Source organism: Pseudanabaena cinerea FACHB-1277, assembly GCF_014696345.1.
Lineage (GTDB): Bacteria > Cyanobacteriota > Cyanobacteriia > Pseudanabaenales > Pseudanabaenaceae > Pseudanabaena > Pseudanabaena cinerea.
This window is the reverse complement of the sequence record NZ_JACJPY010000056.1, coordinates 1-18,882: the sequence shown is the minus strand read 5'-3', so window position 1 is coordinate 18,882 and position 18,882 is coordinate 1. Positions and strand designations below refer to the sequence as shown.

At 45.1% G+C, this 18,882-nt stretch carries 19 protein-coding genes; 10 read left to right on the top strand and 9 right to left on the bottom strand.

Translation table 11 applies throughout. The features are described from left to right. Positions 1-9 precede the first annotated feature (9 nt). Both minD and minE read left to right on the top strand, forming a co-directional pair. A complete protein-coding gene (minD, locus tag H6F44_RS15555; protein WP_190351945.1) occupies positions 10-813 on the top strand; it encodes a septum site-determining protein MinD in 804 nt (267 codons plus the stop codon). A gap of 8 nt (positions 814-821) precedes the next feature. Continuing rightward, complete coding sequence (minE, locus tag H6F44_RS15550; RefSeq protein WP_190351944.1) at positions 822-1,610, top strand: cell division topological specificity factor MinE; 789 nt, start codon at positions 822-824, stop codon at positions 1,608-1,610. 139 nt (positions 1,611-1,749) lie between these two features. Here minE and H6F44_RS15545 read toward each other — a convergent pair whose 3' ends face one another. Continuing rightward, positions 1,750-2,505, bottom strand: coding sequence for an SRPBCC family protein (locus tag H6F44_RS15545; RefSeq protein ID WP_242016603.1), 756 nt, complete (start codon positions 2,503-2,505; stop codon positions 1,750-1,752). Between H6F44_RS15545 and H6F44_RS15540 the strand changes: the two genes are divergently transcribed. Next, positions 2,504-3,208: a phosphoribosylanthranilate isomerase gene (locus H6F44_RS15540; RefSeq protein WP_190351943.1), complete on the top strand. Its 705-nt coding sequence runs from the start codon at positions 2,504-2,506 to the stop codon at positions 3,206-3,208. The genes H6F44_RS15545 and H6F44_RS15540 overlap by 2 nt on opposite strands. Before the next feature lie 71 nt (positions 3,209-3,279). Here H6F44_RS15540 and H6F44_RS15535 read toward each other — a convergent pair whose 3' ends face one another. From H6F44_RS15535 to H6F44_RS15525, 3 genes are all read right to left on the bottom strand, one after another. Next, entirely contained in the window at positions 3,280-4,284 is a 1,005-nt protein-coding gene (locus tag H6F44_RS15535; RefSeq protein ID WP_190351942.1) for an ABC transporter ATP-binding protein, read from the bottom strand. Positions 4,285-4,398: 114 nt separating this feature from the next. Beyond that, a complete protein-coding gene (locus H6F44_RS15530; RefSeq protein ID WP_190351941.1) occupies positions 4,399-4,950 on the bottom strand; it encodes a glutathione S-transferase family protein in 552 nt (183 codons plus the stop codon). A gap of 79 nt (positions 4,951-5,029) precedes the next feature. Beyond that, positions 5,030-5,992, bottom strand: coding sequence for a hypothetical protein (locus tag H6F44_RS15525; RefSeq protein ID WP_190351940.1), 963 nt, complete (start codon positions 5,990-5,992; stop codon positions 5,030-5,032). A 1-nt stretch (position 5,993) separates the two neighbouring features. Here H6F44_RS15525 and H6F44_RS15520 point away from each other — a divergent pair, with 1 nt between their 5' ends. Continuing rightward, positions 5,994-6,140 carry a hypothetical protein gene (locus tag H6F44_RS15520; RefSeq protein WP_190351939.1) on the top strand — a complete coding sequence of 49 codons (147 nt, stop codon included), beginning with the start codon at positions 5,994-5,996 and terminating at the stop codon, positions 6,138-6,140. 159 nt (positions 6,141-6,299) lie between these two features. Here H6F44_RS15520 and H6F44_RS15515 read toward each other — a convergent pair whose 3' ends face one another. Then, on the bottom strand, positions 6,300-7,172 hold the full coding sequence (locus H6F44_RS15515; RefSeq protein ID WP_190351938.1) for a 6-carboxytetrahydropterin synthase: 873 nt from the start codon (positions 7,170-7,172) through the stop codon (positions 6,300-6,302). Between the two features lie 225 nt (positions 7,173-7,397). On the opposite strand from H6F44_RS15515, the gene H6F44_RS15510 reads away from it, so the two are divergent. The 5 genes from H6F44_RS15510 to mfd all read left to right on the top strand — a co-directional run bounded on the left by H6F44_RS15510 (position 7,398) and on the right by mfd (position 14,942). Further along, positions 7,398-8,195 (top strand): ABC transporter permease, encoded by a 798-nt coding sequence (locus tag H6F44_RS15510; RefSeq protein ID WP_190351937.1) that lies wholly within the window; start codon positions 7,398-7,400, stop codon positions 8,193-8,195. 82 nt (positions 8,196-8,277) lie between these two features. Next, positions 8,278-8,886, top strand: a complete 609-nt coding sequence (locus H6F44_RS15505) for an alpha-ketoglutarate-dependent dioxygenase AlkB family protein (protein ID WP_190351936.1) — start codon at positions 8,278-8,280, stop codon at positions 8,884-8,886. Between the two features lie 14 nt (positions 8,887-8,900). Beyond that, positions 8,901-10,208 (top strand): hypothetical protein, encoded by a 1,308-nt coding sequence (locus H6F44_RS15500; RefSeq protein WP_190351935.1) that lies wholly within the window; start codon positions 8,901-8,903, stop codon positions 10,206-10,208. Between the two features lie 122 nt (positions 10,209-10,330). Then, complete coding sequence (locus tag H6F44_RS15495) at positions 10,331-11,416, top strand: alkene reductase (RefSeq protein WP_190351934.1); 1,086 nt, start codon at positions 10,331-10,333, stop codon at positions 11,414-11,416. 55 nt (positions 11,417-11,471) lie between these two features. Continuing rightward, a complete protein-coding gene (mfd, locus tag H6F44_RS15490; protein WP_190351933.1) occupies positions 11,472-14,942 on the top strand; it encodes a transcription-repair coupling factor in 3,471 nt (1,156 codons plus the stop codon). Between the two features lie 2 nt (positions 14,943-14,944). Here mfd and H6F44_RS15485 read toward each other — a convergent pair whose 3' ends face one another. From H6F44_RS15485 to H6F44_RS15475, 3 genes are all read right to left on the bottom strand, one after another. Next, positions 14,945-15,715, bottom strand: a complete 771-nt coding sequence (locus H6F44_RS15485) for a sulfite exporter TauE/SafE family protein (protein ID WP_190351932.1) — start codon at positions 15,713-15,715, stop codon at positions 14,945-14,947. Between the two features lie 63 nt (positions 15,716-15,778). Next, a complete protein-coding gene (lspA, locus tag H6F44_RS15480) occupies positions 15,779-16,270 on the bottom strand; it encodes a signal peptidase II (protein WP_190351931.1) in 492 nt (163 codons plus the stop codon). A 70-nt stretch (positions 16,271-16,340) separates the two neighbouring features. After that, positions 16,341-16,508, bottom strand: coding sequence for a hypothetical protein (locus H6F44_RS15475; RefSeq protein WP_190351930.1), 168 nt, complete (start codon positions 16,506-16,508; stop codon positions 16,341-16,343). A 208-nt stretch (positions 16,509-16,716) separates the two neighbouring features. Between H6F44_RS15475 and H6F44_RS15470 the strand changes: the two genes are divergently transcribed. Beyond that, the gene (locus tag H6F44_RS15470; protein ID WP_190351929.1) at positions 16,717-17,619 is read left to right on the top strand and encodes a phosphatidate cytidylyltransferase; all 903 of its coding nucleotides are present in this window, start codon (positions 16,717-16,719) and stop codon (positions 17,617-17,619) included. A gap of 10 nt (positions 17,620-17,629) precedes the next feature. Here H6F44_RS15470 and H6F44_RS15465 read toward each other — a convergent pair whose 3' ends face one another. Next, entirely contained in the window at positions 17,630-18,754 is a 1,125-nt protein-coding gene (locus tag H6F44_RS15465) for a THUMP domain-containing class I SAM-dependent RNA methyltransferase (RefSeq protein ID WP_190351928.1), read from the bottom strand. Positions 18,755-18,882: the final 128 nt, after the last annotated feature.

Here is an 18,882-nt window from a genome sequence, read left to right as displayed (position 1 = left end):
TTCGTAAACATGAGTCGCATTATCGTTGTCACCTCAGGTAAAGGTGGAGTCGGCAAGACGACATCTTCTGCCAATCTCGGCATGGCGATCGCCAAACTTGGTCGCAAAGTAGTCTTAGTAGACGCTGACTTTGGGTTGCGAAATCTTGATCTCCTTTTGGGCTTGGAAAACCGTATTGTCTACACTGCTCTAGAGGTAATCGCGAGGGAATGCAAGCTTGATCAGGCTTTGGTCAAGGATAAGCGCCAGCCCAACCTTTCGCTGCTTGCTGCTCCACAGACAAGAAACAAGACAGTGATCACTGCTGCCCATATGAAGGCTTTGGTAGAAGTACTCAGTCGCTATTTTGATTATGTGCTAATCGACTGCCCTGCGGGGATTGAGTCAGGTTTTCAAAATGCGATCGCAGGGGCAAAGGAGGCAATCATCGTCACCACTCCCGAAATTTCGGCGGTGCGGGATGCTGACCGTGTAGTAGGGCTACTCGAAGCGAATCGAATCACCGATATTAAATTAATTCTCAATCGTATTCGCCCTGCGATGGTGCGAAACAACGACATGATGAGCATCGAAGATGTTTTGGATATTTTATCTGTGAAGTTGATCGGCGCGATTCCCGATGATGAACAGGTGATCGTTTCCACAAATAAAGGGGAACCATTGGTACTGTCAGACAAGCCTTCCCTTGCTGGCACTGCTTATGAAAATGTGGCAAGGCGACTGGAGGGGCAGGAGGTGGAATTTTTAAATCTAGAAGTGCCACCAAAAGGGTTCTTTGCCAAATTGACAAGCTGGATAACTGGTAATTCCTGAGGTTTGAGATGATTTCCACATTGCTCGATCGCTTTTTTCAAAGATCCAATGTACCTAGTGGCACAAAGGTTAAGCAGCGCCTTAAGTTTATTTTGGCTCATGACCGAGCAGCGATCGAGCCACAAGTATTTGATAATATGCGCCATGAAATTATGCGCGTAGTTTCTAAGTATGTGGAACTAGATGAAAGTGCCTTAGATATTCGTCTCGAGTCTGATAAGCGGATGACGGCACTAATTGCCAATTTGCCTATTCTCACGATTCGTGAGGAGTTGCCAGACTTGGTTTCTTTGTTTGATCAGGCAGCTCCAGAGCCAAAGCCAGAGCCGCAAATTGATCTGATTGCCTTAGAGATGGATCAATCTGCTGAGGCTGCCCTAGATGCGTTATCCGTCAAGGAAAATCCCCAAACTTCGCCGAGTACTGCAACTACTTCTGAACCTGCTCCTGAAATTATCCCTGAAATTATCCCTGAAAATGCGGTGGCGATCGCTGAGCATAATATTGAGATAACTAACAAAATTAGATTAGCGGCAAATAAATCACAATCCGAGCAAGACGAGAGAGTTATTGCAGAAATCAGTGATTTTAGCCATATGAAGACCATCAATACAGCAAGCACCTTAGAGGTTACAGCACCAGAAGTTTTCGGGGTTGATCAAAACACTCAAGATATTGCTGTAGATATGGAAGATCCTGAGGGTTGCCAAGTTGAGGAGATCGCCGATCAAGAGCCAAGCGATCAGTTAGAACTATCCCTAGATATCATTCCGCCTGCAACAGAATCCCCAATATAAAACCCCATCGCCTTTGGCAATGGCAACGGCTAGAAATGAGTTGAGATGGGCTTTGACATCGCTCAGCCAGCGCAAACTGAGGGGCATGAACGAGGTCGCAGCCACGACTCTGCATCAAAGGTTGTTCATAGGACTAGTTTTAAGAAAATCGAGACTTTACTTCTGTCTTAATTGCCTTTAAGGTGTCACCCAAAGCTTCTTTGAAAATGGTATAAAAAGCTTCAGCCGGCGTAGAGCTACTAGGCTGAGCATTGACTGTATAGGTAATCAAGATTTGATTGGGGGGGCGGCGCGGAATCGATGAAACGGGTTCGATTTTCCAATATCCTTCCATTTTGGAGAGGTCGCCATCTAATAGGCGAAAATCAATCTGGCGGCGCTCGGTTTCTTGAATGGCTAACTTCGTCCGTGAGGTAATGGTTACTAAAAATACTTGGCGCGAATCAACCTGCTCAATTACTTTGCGAGAGCCACGATTTTCCAGAATTTTGCTAGAGGTCATATTGGGGATGAATCGCTCAAGGTTGGCATAGTCGGTAAGTACTTGCCAAACTTGAGCGGCGGAGGCAGTGACCAAGATGCGGGCGACATATTTGCCGTTATCGCCTGTGACGACGGGTTGCCCCTTACGCAAGGAGTCGCGCTGAACTGAGGGTAAACGATCAACAGGACCATCAAATAGAGAAGCATGGGCGGGGGAGATGGGTGTCAGGCAAGCGATTGCGATCGCCACTAATAATAATGAACCTGAGCGTAGCTTTGAGTGTGATTGCATTTTTTTGGTGCGCGAAGAATTTGTTGCCGAATTTGCAGGAGAATTTGAGCGATGGAACTGCATAAAATTTGGATAGGATGGGTTAACTATACTTTTTGTACTTTCTGTGACTTTGATCATGACGGATTGCAAGACGGATCGGACTATAATCGACAAAACCCGTAATCGATATATCAAAATTTGTGGGTTAACCAAGCTGGATCAGGCGATGGCGATCGCCAACATGGGGGCAAATGCCATTGGTTTTATTTGTGTTGCCAAGTCGCCTAGATATATTGATAAGCAGGCGATCGCGGCGATTACCTCTAGGATGATGGCAAATCAGACTGATCAAATGCTACCCGATTTTATTGGTGTATTTGTTAATGCGAGTATCGCCGAAATTTGCGAAACGGTCAGTTATGCAGGACTAACGGCGGTACAGTTGCATGGTGATGAGTCGCCAGAATTTTGTAAGGATTTGCGATCGCAATTAATTAATCAGGATTTGTTTAATATCAAAATCATTAAGGCTTTGCGGGTTAAGGACGATGCAGGACTAAACCAAGCGCAACTATTTACAGATCATGTCGATGCGCTTCTCCTTGATGCTTACGATCCGCATCTGCATGGTGGCACGGGCAAAACCATTAATTGGCAAATGCTGCAAAGCTTTCAGCCAAAATGTCCTTGGTGGTTGGCGGGAGGGCTATCCCCTGAGAATGTGGCAGAGGCGATCGCCCAAGTTGCTGCCGATGGCTTAGATGTATCGAGTGGGGTGGAGCGCTCCGCAGGGGACAAGGATCTAGAAAGGGTGGCGCAGTTTTTGGCGATCGCCCTGTAGCGCAGGCATCTTGCCTGCTTCTGCTTCTAGCAAGATTTGTCAATCCATCAGGTTGCCAAGTTTTTATTAGCCTATTTCTTTTTCTTACCCCGATTGGCGATCGCTAGTTCTGCTTGGGCAATTTCAGCATCGAGTATTGTTTGCCCTGTGGCGGCGAGAAAGACATCATCAAGGCTAGGACGCGATTGCGATAGGCTAAACACCTCAATATCCACCGCCGCCAACATATTTTGGATCTCCATAATTGCATTTGGCTCTGGGGTCACAAATAAGTTAACCGCATTGCCTTGGGCAGGATTGATCGTGATGCTTTGGACGATGGGCAGTTGTTGCAAGATCTTTTGCGCCCTTTCCGCTTCCTGAAATTCGGCAAACTCACGAATCCTGATCGTGATGCGATCGCCACCCACCTTATTTTTTAGTTCATCGGTTGTGCCTTCGGCAATAATTTTGCCGCGATTGATAATGGCAACGCGATCGGCAAGGGCATCAATTTCTTCGAGATAATGGCTAGAAACTAAAACCGTTACCCCCAAGGTTCGCAATTTGCGTAAAAATTCCCAAATGGCAAGCCGACTTTGAATATCTAGCCCCACGGTTGGCTCATCTAAAATCAATACCGCAGGCTGATGGAGCAATCCTGCGGCGAGGTCTAGTCGTTTTTTTAAGCCCCCTGAATATGTGCCAGAAAGCTTGTCGGCGTAAGGTTGTAATTGCAACAGATCCAATACATATTCAATGCGATCGCCGATTTGTTTGGCGGGTATATGATAGAGCGCCGCTTGAAATTTCAGCAATTCCCGCCCTGTCAAGACCTTATCGAGTGCCACTTCCTGCGCCACATAACCCAGGCGATCGCGGATTGCCCTCACTTCCGTTGCGCCAGCTACTTCAATCATGCCAGAGTCAGGGCGGGTCAAGGTGCAAATACAACGCATAGTTGTGGTTTTGCCAGCCCCATTTGGTCCCAGCAATCCATAGATCTGCCCTTGAGCAACATTCAGCGAAATGCCATCAACAGCAATAGTATCGCCATAGGTTTTCCTGAGATTTTCAATTTTTACGGCTGCTTGCATGGGTTGATCTAGCGTCTTGTATTAAGCTTTGTTAACCTAGCATTTTACAACACAGCGCAAAGCGCTGTATCAAAACTCAAAAAAAGACAGCACGGCAAAGCCGCACTGTCTTTCTTAACTGCCCAAAATCGCCTTTTTGTAAGCGGGGCGATCGCTAATGCGTTGGACATAGGCGGCTAAGTTGGGATAATCGGCATAGGATAGTTGCAACATTAAGATGCCATAGCCCAAAATTGAACCCACTGCCACATCCGCTACGGTGAAGTGATCGCCTGTGATATGTGATTGACCCGCCAAAACTTGATCGAGTCCCTTCAGCAATCTTGGAGTCTCCTTTTCGCGGCTTTCTGCCACAAATAGCCCTGTCGCCAAGGTGGAATTGCCAAATAGTACCCATTGTGAAGCGATCGCTTTATCTTCAATACTATTAATCTGCTCAAATTTTTCTGCGAGATATAGCAAGATCGCGCCCGACTCCCATAATTGCAAATCACCATCGGCGATCGCAGGTACTTTGCCAAAAGGATTAATTGCTAAGAAATCAGGTTGCAGGTGTTCCCCAGCTTTCATGTCCAATAATTGAAACTCATAGGGAGCATTCAATTCTTCTAAATACCACCTAACAATCGAGGCGCGGCTTCTAGCACCGCCATAGAGTTTGATCATGATGCGTTTAACCTAAAAAAACAAGAGTTGCGGCGCTTTGCACCGCAACTCTATAATTATAAATAATTATAAAAGAGAATTATAAAAGAGCCTTGAGCTTTACTTGGTATTCTTCGGGCGTGATTGTTCCCGCCTTTAGCTCTTCATTGAGCAACTGCACTTGGGGTTCGATCGCCTTCTTCTTAGCCGCAATTTCCTCTGCTTTAGACTTGTAGATCGTTTCACCTTCTTGCTTTGCCTTCTTAAATGCCTGACGCAAGCTGAACGCATCCATTTCGCCCCCAGAGGCAAAATATTCATTGGCAACCTTACCTAGCGCCCAAGTACTGGCATAGGCGGTAGTTGCGCCGACCACCATGCCAAATACAGGCACAAGCTTAGCGAGGTTACTGACAGCAATTCTTGTCCCTGTAATGCCAAGACTGCCAAAGATGGCTTTGCGAAAATCGGCTTGGTTGCGATCGTAGCCCCAACTTTGCCCGATGGCTTGAGCTAGATCCAGTTGATTCCAATAGATCAACATATCAAAGGCGATCGCAATGCCTGGTAATGGAAAAGCACCTAATACTGCATTGAGAAAACAGGTATCGGTAATAGCGTTATCCACTTCGATCGCCCTTCTCGCAGGATCATCAATTTGGCTAACCTGCGTTGAGATGGGCGATTGCTGCGATCGCTTTTCTAGGGCTTCTAGCCATTCCTGCTTACCCCACATTTTGGAATTAGTAAAGGTTGTACCAATCTTGTCTAGGAGTGCCTTTTCTTCAGGGCTACATTCTCCGTCAATATTTGCCATCGCGTATGCTGATTGGTAAACCACTTCCTGCGCGATGTCGCTAGTAATTTGGGAAAGTAATGTATCGATAGGCTCATCTTCGGCATTAAGCAGAGTGTCGACCGTTACACCTTCGGGAAGATGAATTTCTTCAAAGGTATCGGCGAGACTAGCAAACTCTTCTTCGAGCAATTTGCCATCGGCTTTTGCCATACTCACCAAAACTTTAAAGCTTGCTAAAACTTCTTGCTGATTAACTGCGGACATTATGATGCTGACTCCTTGGCAGAATATGCACAGTGCCAAGATGTTATCAGCGATCGCTATTGAGGTTTGTATTCTTAATCAATTCGACAGAATACCCAAGCTATTTCCCATTACGGTGTATATACAAGTTTCTCTAGCTAAGTCTTAAGGGTTAGATCTCCCCTAGCCCCCATTGAAAAGAAAATTTTCTTCTTCCCCCTTTTTAAGGGGGATTGAGGGGGGATCATTATTAACTGATGCTATGGGGAATAACTTGTCTGTACAAGTTATTCGTAAGGGGAGATAGAGAAATTAAGGTGATGTAGAATTAAGCTGCCTTGGCGAGAGCTTCTTCTAAAGATTGGGCAATGTCTGAGAGTTGGTATTCTCCATAAACCTCACAGGAATTATTGGGACTCTCGATCAGCTTGATGCTATGGAGTTTCGCGCCGATGTCACGAATGGGCTGGGTCAGCACCTTTTGAATATAAACGGCGATATTTTCGGCAGTGGGAACTACTTCCGAAAAGTAAGGGATATCTTTATTTAAAAAGGTGTGATCCATGGGTTCAAGGACATATTGATCAAGCACCTTTTGGAACTCGCCAAGGTCGGCAATCATGCCTGTGCGCGGCTCAATGTCGCCAGCGATCGCCACTTCTAAATGATAGTTATGTCCATGCCCATGCACACGGGCGCATTTGCCATAGATGGCGCTATTTTCTTCAAAGGAGAGGCTGTCAAGGGCGAGGCGGTGGGCGGCAGAGAAGTGAGTGCTAATAGTTAGAGTTGCTTGCATATCATTACCTTGGTAATCAGCCCAAAGCTCAGGGTGTTCATATAATCGAATTTTGACAAGGGGCAGGTGTTTTTCTAAGCGCTGCCAAATTATACGGGCGATGTTTTCGGTGGTGGGTAGGGTTTGCTCAAATTCTGTCCATACTTGATTAAGATAGGCAAAATTTAGCTGGGTCGTCACCTCACGGGCGATCGTATGCTTTACATCGGAGAGGTTTAACACCATGCCCGTATGATCGATTTCTCCTTCCATCCCCACATACAAAACATAATTGTGTCCGTGGGGGGGGAAGTTGGTGCAAGCACCGAACTTTTCTAAATTTTCTGATGCTGATATTTCGGGCAACCAGTAGCGGTGACTAGCGGAAAATTCAGCGCGGCGATTAATTACACATTTAGGCATCAGTAATAGGCATCAATAATGAGCCACCAAATTTTAGATTTTTATAGGTTTGTATATTTATCTTACAACCTATTGATGTTTTGCGTAGTCTCGTAAAAATTTTGAAAGTGGCATGAAGCAATCCTTTCAAAATTTTGTGGATTTTGTTGATTGGGTAAATCTTGTTAGGATGAAGCAGTAAGGAGTTCATGTAAACTGTAGTTTAGTCTTTTTCTAGTCAGGCTTATGAACTCTAGTCTCAACCTCAGTCTAAGCTTTGGTCGCATCTGGGCGATCGCCACTAATGTCTTTCGAGAAACTGTGCGCGAACAGGTTTTGTATCTATCACTGCTCTACATTTTGATAGTGGTCGCAGCGATGTTCATGTTGCCAGAGTTTTCCTATGACTCTTCGGCGAAGATGATTGTGGATACGGGTGTAGCAGCGATCGAAGTTGTGAGCTTATTGGTAGCCGTGCTGGTCGGAACTAACTTGATCAATAAAGAAGTCGATAAAAGAACGATTTTTATTTTGATTGCGAAGCCAATGCACCGCGCTGAGTTTGTCCTTGGTAAACATCTAGGACTATCGGCGGTGGTAGGGGCGCTAGTTGCCATTATGTCCGTAATTTTTTGGGCATTGATGGCATTTAAGCGGATTGATATTCCTGTGGCGGCTATTCTAACTGCTAACTTTTTTATATTTTGGCAAATTATGCTATTGGGGGCGATCGCCATTTTGTTTGGCTCTTTTACCAGTTCCCTAATTGCTTCCCTATTGACCCTAGCCGCCTATTTTATCGGCAATTTCAGCCGTGATTTATTGCTGTTGGGTGAAATATCAAAAAATCCTAACCTTCAGGCTGTCACGCGCACTTTCTATATGCTGCTGCCCGATTTATCCCGCGCCAACCTCAAAAATGAGGCGGTATATAATATTTTGCCAAGTTTAGGCGATATGTTTAACAATGGTGTTTATATCCTAAGCTATGCGCTTCTAGTACTGGCGATCGCTATCCTCATCTTCTCCCGCCGCCAATTTTAGATCTGCTCCAGCGCTTTGCCCTGATTTAAAATCCAGAAATATTTATGGGCTACTTAGAACATCAATAGGCGGTATGAAGTAAATGAAACTTAGTAGTCCTATCTTTTTCGATATTCCTAATGCCGAAATCTGTCTATATAGAAATTTTCTATATGATAGTCAAGAGGAAATACTCTACAAAGAATTACTTGAAAATATCGCATGGCAACAAGACCTGATTAAAATTTATGGACGAAAAATTCCCATTCCTAGATTAACGGCTTGGTATGGAGATCCTAATATGTCCTATACCTATTCAGGTATTTTGATGAATCCTCATCCTTGGACATTAACTTTATCTTTACTTAAGTCTCAAATTGAAGAAAGAATACAACATAAATTCAATAGTGTTTTATTAAATCAATACAGGAATGGCACTGATAGTGTGGCATGGCACAGTGATGACGAACCAGAGTTGGGAGAAACACCTGTTATTGCATCTCTGAGTTTGGGGGCATCGAGAAAATTTGAATTAAGATCAAAGGTAAAAGCAAGTCTAGACAGAATAGAGTTATTATTAAACAGTGGGGATCTTCTGTTCATGAGTGGCACAACTCAAAAATACTGGCAGCATCAAGTGCCGAAGATGCGTAGAGTTAGAGAATCAAGAATAAACTTAACATTTAGATATATAATTGTATCGGGGAACTAGAGAGAATAGATATCATGATTAATATTTATGAATTAATTTTAAATAGTTTATATTCAGCCAATAATATTAAATTAGAGAGGGAAAAAATAAATTTTTTAAAGAGCTTACAGCCCTATGTTACAAGTCTCAGATCTAGTTTCAAAAACAAACAGATAAATGTCGACTATAGAGATAGAAATGTTCAAGCTGCATATTTAATTGCCTATTATCCTTCCTATATAGAAATGACCTATGAAGTTTTAAATCGTCATGGGAAAGATGTACTATGCTCTCAAAACAACATATTAAACGTCTGTTTATTTGGTGCAGGCGCTGCCCCTGAAGCGGTCGCCATAATAAACTTCATCAATGAAAACGCGCTAGAGATTGAAGAATTAAATATATATGCCTACGATATTTTTGCCTCAACCTGGAATTTCAGTATTAATTTAGTAAAAAATTTTATTATTCCTCACTTATGGCAAAGTAAAAATTTTAACATTAATATTTTTGATCTAGATTTATGTGAGCCTGATAGTCTAAAAAATATCAATCAACAAATAAAAAGCTCTAATTTGTTTATATTTCAAAATTGTTTAAATGAGCTTAATAAGCAAGACATAGCAATTGCCAATATTAATTATTTAGTTGAAAATATACCTAGGGCAAGTAGGTTAATTATTGCTGATTTAGTTTATAATTCAGTAACGAATATAAAGCTTCACATTGAAAAAAAGTTAGAAGAACTATCTTATAACCTTGATTTTAGATCAAATATAAAAGAGGAGATTAGATTACAAATACCCTTACCAAACGCTATCAGACAGCATCTATTGATAAGTGTAAATGGTCTAATCCCTCGTACAAAAGTAAGGTTTGATTTTATTAGTGCTTACTATCCACTATTAGAGGTAAAAGAATTAGTACCTGATCGCATTTCTTTGGAAGCTTTACAGGCATATATCAAAGATTTGGAAGCAAAACAAACTAATTTTCAAAAAGAGAAAGAAGATCTTGAGATTTTGGTAAACCAAATGCAACAGCAAATTTTGAATTTACAAAATCAGGTTGAAACCCAGTTAAATTTACAGGCTCTAGCGGAAAACGTACAGAAACCTAACGCATCAGATAATGATGCAGTATTGGCACAGTTCGATCAATCTTTGATCGCTGTGGATTCCTCTTTGCGTGATTTAGTCCGTCAAACCCGTGATAACATTGTTGCTCAAACTAGATTGGCTCAGCAAAAACAAGAGAAAAAATTGTGGATGGCGATCGCTGTCAGCAGCGCATTAGGTTTACTATCAATTGTCTTAGCGATAATTGTTATTCTGGGTCGATAGTTTACGAAAATATAACAACACCTTAATGGATTAAAGCTGATATTTGGCGATAATTTTGAAAGCAGAAAATTACTACGCTATATTTTCTTGAATAAGCCGAATCACTACACATAAAACACCCCATGACATCTCCTCTCCTAACATCCGTTAAACTTGGTCGATATACATTACCCAATCGCGTGGTGTTAGCTCCACTCACTCGCAACCGTGCCGCCGCAGGATATGTACCCAGAGAACTCAATGCGATTCATTATGCCCAAAGAGCATCCGCAGGTTTGCTGATTACCGAAGCTTCGCAAATCTCACCCCAAGGGATGGGTTATCCCAATACCCCAGGCATTTATACACCTGAGCAAGTTCAGGGTTGGCGATTAGTGACAGATGCCGTACATGGTAAGGGCGGTAAAATATTCTTGCAACTATGGCACGTTGGACGGATTTCCCATCCTAGTCTGCAACCTGATGGCGCTCTGCCCGTGGCTCCTTCAGCGATCGCCCCCGCAGGCGAAGCATCCACCTATACAGGAATGCAGCCATTTGTCACACCGCGTGCCTTAGAGCTAGAAGAAATCCCCCAAATTGTTGCTCAATATCGTATTGCGGCTCAGAATGCCCTCGAAGCTGGCTTTGACGGCGTGGAAATTCATGGCGCTAATGGCTACCTATTGGATCAATTTCTGCAAGACAATACCAATCAGCGTACTGATAGCTATGGTGGCTCCGTTGAAAACCGCGCTAGACTGCTTATGGAAGTGACGGCGGCGGTGGTGGATGTGTGGGAAAGCGATCGCGTGGGGGTAAGACTTTCGCCCAGTGGCACATTCAACAGTATGTATGATTCCAATCGGGCAGTGACTTTTGGCTATGCGGTTAAAGAGCTAAATCGCTTTAATCTCGCTTATCTCCATCTAGTCGCCCCTAGAGTCGCAGGCTTTGAATCTGCGGAAGATCAACCTGACTTAGGATCTGACTTCTTCAGACCCATCTACGATGGCACAATCATCACCGCTGGGGGCTATAGTTTTGAGTCAGCCAATGCCGCGATCGCCTCAGGTAATGCGGATCTTGTTGCCTTCGGTCGTCTCTATATTGCTAATCCAGACCTAGTGGAGCGCTTTGCTGCCAATGCCCCCCTAAATACGCCTGATCGCAATACATTCTATGGTGGTGACGCTGAAGGCTATACTGACTATCCCACGATGCAGTAGCGTATTATTTAGAATTGAGATCGCTGTAAAAGTTATGCCGTTACAATCCTAGACTATGCCATTTTCTTCAGTAATTCGTTCTTTGATGCGATCGCCACTTACCGATGAACTAGAAACTAAGTTAACGCGATCGCGCCAACTGACGCTTTCGGGGCTGTCGCGGGTGGGCAAGGGGCTGGTTAGCTCGATTTTGAGCCAGCACAAAGAACGGATCATGCTAGTGATTGCGGCAACCATTGAGGAAGCGGGGCGCTGGGCGGTGCAGCTAGAAACAATGGGATGGCAAACGGTACATTTTTATCCCACCTCTGACATTCTGCCCTATGAGTCCTATGCTCCCGAATCGGAGGTGATTTGGGGACAGATGCAGGTGCTGTCGGACTTGGTTAATATGGGGGATCATCTTCAGCAAAATTCTCAGCAAAAGGCGGGTAATCCATCGGCAAAAATGGCGATCGTGGCAACCGATCGCGCCTTACAGCCCCATTTGCCTAGCCCCGATGCCTTTAAAAGTTATTGCCTCTCCCTAGAGGTGGGTGCGGAGATTTCCCTGCGGGATATGGCGGAAAACTTAACGCACATGGGCTACGAAAATGCCACCACTGTGGAGACGGAGGGGCAATGGGCGCGGCGTGGCGACATTATTGATATTTTTCCTGTATCAAGTGAAATGCCCGTTCGCATCGATTGGTTTGGCGATGAAATTGAACGGATTCGTGAGTTTGACCCTGCATCCCAGCGTCCCCTAGATAGCATCGATGTGGTGTTGCTGACCCCGATTACCTACGCCCATATTCTTGGTGGTGTACCACAACAGGATCAACCTCCAAATTTTGAAGATGATTTTAGTCCCCACACCTTTGCTGTGCATCCTTCTTCAACAGCCTCTTTGTTGAATTATCTGCCTGATCCTGAACACTGCCTAGTGGTCATGGATGAACCAGATCAATGTCAAGCCCATAGCGATCGCTGGTATGAATCTGCCGCCGCCCTATGGGATTTACTGGCAACGAATAGAGAGAATAATGCAGAAAATATTAATGGCAATCTCCATCGTTCCTTTACGGATTGTTTAATCCAAATCAACAAATTCCCCCGCCTTGAACTGTTTGAACTTGCCGAAGAAAATCGTGGCATCAATATGTCCAGTCGCCCTGTGCCTGTTGTGCCGCACCAATTCGGCAAGATTGCCCAAACCATCAGGGAATATCGCGAACAGAAGTATAAAATCATTCTCATCTCCGCCCAACCTTCGCGCACCGTGGCACTATTACAGGAGCATGATTGCCAAGCGCAATTCATTCCCAATGTCCATGATTATCCTGCGATCGAGAAGAATCATAATCTTCGCATTGCCGTTGCTTTGAAATATTCGGGTATTGCCGAAATTCAAGGCTTTGTACTACCCACCTATCGCATTGCCGTGATTAGCGATCGCGAATTTTTTGGACAGCACGCCCTTGGCACGCCCAACTATGTCCGCAAACGCCGCCGCGCCGTTTCTAAGCAGGTGGATCTCAATAAACTCTCCCCAGGGGATTTTGTGGTACATAAAAATCATGGCGTGGGTAAGTTTCTCAAATTGGAGAAATTGACGGTCAATAATGAAACTCGCGAATATTTAGTATTGCAATATGCCGATGGCATTTTGCGGGTGGTGGTGGATCAGATGGCGATCCTGTCGCGCTATCGGGGTATGAATGAAACTGCGCCCGAACTGCATAAAATGGCAGGTAAAGCATGGGTTACGGCGACTTCTAAAGCCAAAAAAGCCGTCAAGAAGATTGCCTTCGATCTATTGGAACTATACGCCAAGCGATCGCAGCAATTGGGTTACGCTTTCCCAATCGACAATCCTTGGCAACAGGAAATGGAAGATTCTTTCCCCTATCAAGCCACACCCGATCAACTCAAAGCCACGCAGGATGTGAAGCAGGATATGGAAAGTTGTCGCCCGATGGATCGCCTTGTCTGTGGTGATGTGGGTTTTGGCAAAACGGAAGTGGCGATTCGTGCCATTTTCAAAGCGGTAACATCGGGCAAACAAGCTGCCTTACTAGTTCCCACCACGATTCTCGCGCAACAGCATTACCATAGCCTCCAAGAACGGTATGCCGCCTATCCCGTCAATATTGCGCTGTTAAATCGATTTAAAAGTACTCAAGAAAAGAAGGAAATCATTCGCAAACTGAAAACGGGGGAGATGGATATTGTGGTGGGAACCCATCAACTATTGGCGAAGGATGTGCAGTTTAAGGATTTAGGGCTGTTGGTAATTGATGAAGAACAGCGCTTTGGGGTGGCACAAAAGGAAAAGATCAAAACCTTAAAAACGGAAGTCGATGTGTTAACCCTTTCGGCAACGCCAATTCCCCGCACCCTCTATATGGCGATGTCGGGGGTGCGCGAGATGAGTTTAATCACGACACCACCACCCTCACGGCGATCGATCATGACCCATCTATCCCGCTACAATTCCGAACTCGTGCGATCGGCGATCCGTCAAGAGCTAGATCGGGGTGGACAGATTTTTTATGTGGTGTCGCGCATTGATGACATTGAGAAGGTGGCAGAGCGTGTCCATGAGATGTTGCCCTCAGTCCGCATGGCGATCGCCCATGGTCAAATGCCTGAAGCGGAACTAGAAACCACCATGCTCAGTTTCAACAGTGGCGAAGCAGATATGATGATCTGCACCACGATTATTGAGTCGGGGCTGGACATTCCCCGCGTGAATACGATTATTATTGAGGACGCTCAGCGCTTTGGGCTGTCGCAACTCTATCAACTGCGGGGACGGGTTGGACGTGCTGGCATTCAGGCACATGCTTGGCTCTTCTATCAAGAAAAAGGCGAACTTACCGATGTGGCAAGGCGCAGATTAAGGGCGATCCAAGAATTTACCCATCTTGGTTCGGGCTATCAGTTGGCGATGCGCGATATGGAAATTCGGGGTGTGGGCAATATTCTCGGCTCGGAACAGTCAGGGCAGATCAATACCATCGGCTTTGATCTATATATGGAAATGCTACAGGAGGCGATCGCCGAAATTCGTGGTTCCGAAATCCCTGAAGTCGATGATACCCAAGTGGATTTACCAATTACCGCCTTTATCCCTGCGGAATATATTATCGATAGTGATCGCAAAATGAGCGCCTATCGCACTGTTGCCGCCGTCAACTCGCGCCGCGAACTGATGCAGATTATCGAAGAATGGAATGATTGCTATGGTGCTGTCCCTGCGCCTGCGATGCAGTTACTCAAGGTGATGGAACTAAAACTCATTGCTAAACGGATCGGCTTCTCACGCATCAAGCCCGATGGCAAACAGCACGTTGTCCTCGAATCAAAAATGGAAGAACCCGCTTGGAAGATTTTACACGAGCATTTACCCACTCACCTGCGATCGCGTTTTGTATTCAGCAAAGGCAATGTCACCGTTAGAGGATTAGGAACATTGCCCCATGACAAGCAACTAGACAGCCTGATCGAATGGCTTGATAAAATGTTGCAGGCTAGGGCATAGTATCACAGCCAACTTTTTACAAAGAAATATAAAGTCATAGCCGAACCAATGGCAATTACAAAGCGCTTCACTAGTACAGGAGCAATTTTTTGGGCATAGTAGGCGCTCATATAGCCGCCGATAATTGCGCCGATCGCCGCGATCGCTGCCTCCTGCCATAAAATCACCCCCGCATTAACAAAGGGAATAATAATGACCGCATTAATGCAACTCGTCAAAATCGTTTTGTAACCATTCATCTGATTGATATTGGTCATCCCCATCAGCGCAAAGGAGGCTAGAAACAAAATGCCCATGCCGCCACCAAAAAAACCGCCATACACCGCCACAATTAGCTGCAAGATTGTAATTAAAACCGTCCGAAACACCTTGAACCTAGCAAATTGCGCTTGGTGCTGCTCTACCCAATTTGACATATTTTTGCTAAAGGCAAAGGCTAGGGTGGCAGTCAATAGTAGATAGGGCAGAATTTTTAAGAAATCATCGGATGGCGTTCGCAACAGCAAAACTGCGCCAATAATGCCACCGATCGCCCCCAATACACAGATCTGGATCAAAGTCCGCCGATTGCTGCCAATTTCGCGATGATATGCCCCTGCACTAGCGAGCGTCCCTGGCAAAAGGGCGATCGCATTGGTGGCATTGGCAGGGATGGGCGGAATGCCCACAAACAACAAAGCGGGAAATAAAATAAAACTACCCCCCCCCGCAATGCCATTAATTCCCCCCGCTAAAAAGGCGGCAGCAAATATCAAAAAATTTTGCCAGACCATAATCCTGATAAACGATATTGTGTGAGCGCGGCGGAGCCGCGCTCACACAATAACATCTTTCTATCAAATATCTTTGCCCTTACGGCGAGGCTGCTTTGTCGTGAAAATTACGGCGATCGCCAAACACACCAAACCCACATTGATCGCCACATCCGCAATATTAAAAATTGCAAACCGAATGATCCGAATATCCACAAAATCTACTACATACCCCGCCACAAAGCGATCGATGCCATTCCCAGCCGCCCCCGCAAGAACACAGCCATAGCCCACCTGCTCCCAACGACTCAAACCTTTACTAAACAGTCCCAAGCCGACCAAACCCAAGCTGACAATCAGGGAAACCCATTTTAGCCAGTCAATCTGTCCACTAAAGAGACTAAATGCCGCGCCTGTATTCGTGGCATAGGTGAGGTGAAATATGCCATTGATTAAGGGAATAGATCCAACTCCCTTTAAATACTGCACAGCTAGATATTTGGAAACTTGATCGAGAACTACGCCCACAATTGCGGCAATCCAAAAGAATAAGTTCTCGATTTTGCTAGGTGTCATAAAAGTTTTTAGGGATTTTAATATTATAGAGTTAGCGGCGCAAAGCGCCGCCACTCAATTTCTGAATGGGCTATTTGACTAGCCCTAACCATGCCAACAAACCCTGATGGGTCACAAACTCGATCGCGATGGCAAGGATAAACCCAACCATAGCAGCACGACCATTCAGGCGCTCAGCATAGGTATTAAAGCCCATTTTGGGATCGGCGGCTTGAGGGGCTTGGGTTGGTTCAGTCATAGCGTTAATATTCCTACTTTACATAAAACTTGATCTACATAATTGTAACTTTACAGCGCTTGGCAATGACTTGAAACCCATAAAATTTTTTGGACAGCACATTTTCACAGCAATGCTCAAAAATTCTATGCAATACTTTAAACCTCAACTGGTTGTAATCTGAAGACAGTTTCAATCCCTGTCCACTTAAAAATATTGTGCCATTTCCATGCCTTGGACTCGCATTATCAGTGCTTTATTAGTTGTGCCGCTTGCGTTAGCGGCGATCGCGATCGGTGGTTGGGCTTTTACCGCAGTGTTTGCGCTATTAATTGTTTTTGGTGAAATGGAGTATTTTGCCTTGGTACGCGCTAAGGAAATTGTGCCAGCCAGCAAAATCACCATAGCTGCTAGTCTAGCACTGCTCGTTGTTTCACAGGTGCGGGTGGAATTAGCCGATGCGGTAATCCCGATCGCTGGTACTTTTATTTGTTTTTATCTTCTATTTCAGCCCAGAATTGCCACTATTTCCGACATTTCTGCCTCGATTTTGGGTTTATTCTATGGTGGCTATTTACCGAGCTTTTGGGTAAGGATTCGGGGCATCGATGCTGGCTCATTTTTTGTAGTTAGCGATCGCCTTCAGCAATTTGACTTTTTCAACTATTTGCGAAATTTAGATCAACTATCCCTGTTGAAAATTAGTTTCCCTGTCTCTAATGGCAGCATTTATGTCCTGATGGGTTTTTGCTGCATTTGGGCTTCAGATGTGGGGGCTTATATTTTCGGGAAGGCACTAGGTCGCACAAGGCTTTCAGACATTAGCCCAAAGAAGACTGTGGAAGGAGCGATCGCAGGGCTACTTTTTTGTGTGGTGACGGCAATGCTCTGGGCATATAGCATTGGTTGGCAACAGTGGTGGCTATCGGGCGGCATTTTGGGGCTATTGATTGGTGTTGCTGGGTTGTTGGGCGATCTCACCGAGTCAATGATGAAACGTGATGCAGGCGTGAAGGATTCGGGGCAGATCATGCCAGGACATGGCGGTATTCTCGATCGCGCTGATAGCTATGTATTTACTGCGCCTTTGGTGTATTACTTCATCACTTTAGTGCTGCCCCTAATTCCTTAATCTTCATGCCTTAATACAGTTCATATTTCATCAACTGACAGGGTAAAGCACCATTGAGTACGGCGATCCTTTGCGAAGATTTTAAGCCGATGGTTTGCGAAAGCTCCTTATTACCGCTTAGGACATAGGCTGTCCAGCCCTTAAAGCGCTGCTTGAGGACATTCCCCAATTGCTTATAAAATAGCCCCAGATCACTATTTCTGCCTAATCTTTCGCCATAGGGAGGGTTGCAAAAAACCACACCACTGTCCGCAGGAGCCACCACTTCTTCGAGATCTAATTTTGTAAAATAAACGTGATTGGCTAGGCCGCAGTTTTTGGCATTGACGATCGCCTGATCCACCACCTCATGATTGCGATCGCTGCCCCAAATCGGCGCAGGCAGACTTTCCACCCGACTATCGTCAGCATCTTGGATCAACTCTGCCCATAGAGCCTGATCAAAATCCAACCAAGTCTCAAAACCAAATCGCTCCCTAAACATCCCTGGGGCAATATGTAACGCCTTTAAACTTGCCTCCAATGGCAAAGTGCCAGAGCCACAGAGAGGATCGTAAAACATTTGCTGTGGCTCCCAATCGGACATTCGGATCAATGCGGCGGCAAGGGACTCTTTGAGGGGGGCAAGACCCACCGCAGGGCGATACCCCCGCCGATGCAAACTATCCCCTGAGCTATCTAAACTAACTTGGCAAATGTCTTGATCGATATGCACCGCGATTTTTACATCAGCATCCTGTACATCCACATTAGAGCGATCGCCAAATCGATCCATTTGTTGATCGACGATCGCATTTTTGACTTGCAGCGCCGTAAAGTGCGTATGATTGAGGCGATCACTCTTTCCCGTAGCATTAACGGCGATCGTCATGTCTGGGCTGAGATATACCGACCAGTCGATGGCTTTGATACCCTGATATAAATCTTCAGCATCAATACAATCAAATTCATCTAATTTGACTAAAATACGGAATGGCAATCGCGCCCAAAGATTAACCCGATAGAGTAATTGGCGATCGCCTGTAAAACTAACCCCACAAAAGCCTGTCTCTACAGCATGAGCGCCTAGCTCTTCCAGTTCATTTGCAGCTAAGGCTTCCAAGCCTCTTGCTACGGTTGCAAAATATTGATTCATATATTTATCAGAAAAATGGGTTTAAAACCCCGTGCTTCCAGCACGGCTTTATATTAGAATAGCAAGTGAGTTACAGGTTGAAACACCGCCAGCATAAGCCCGACAAATTTGGCTCGACTAGGAAAGAT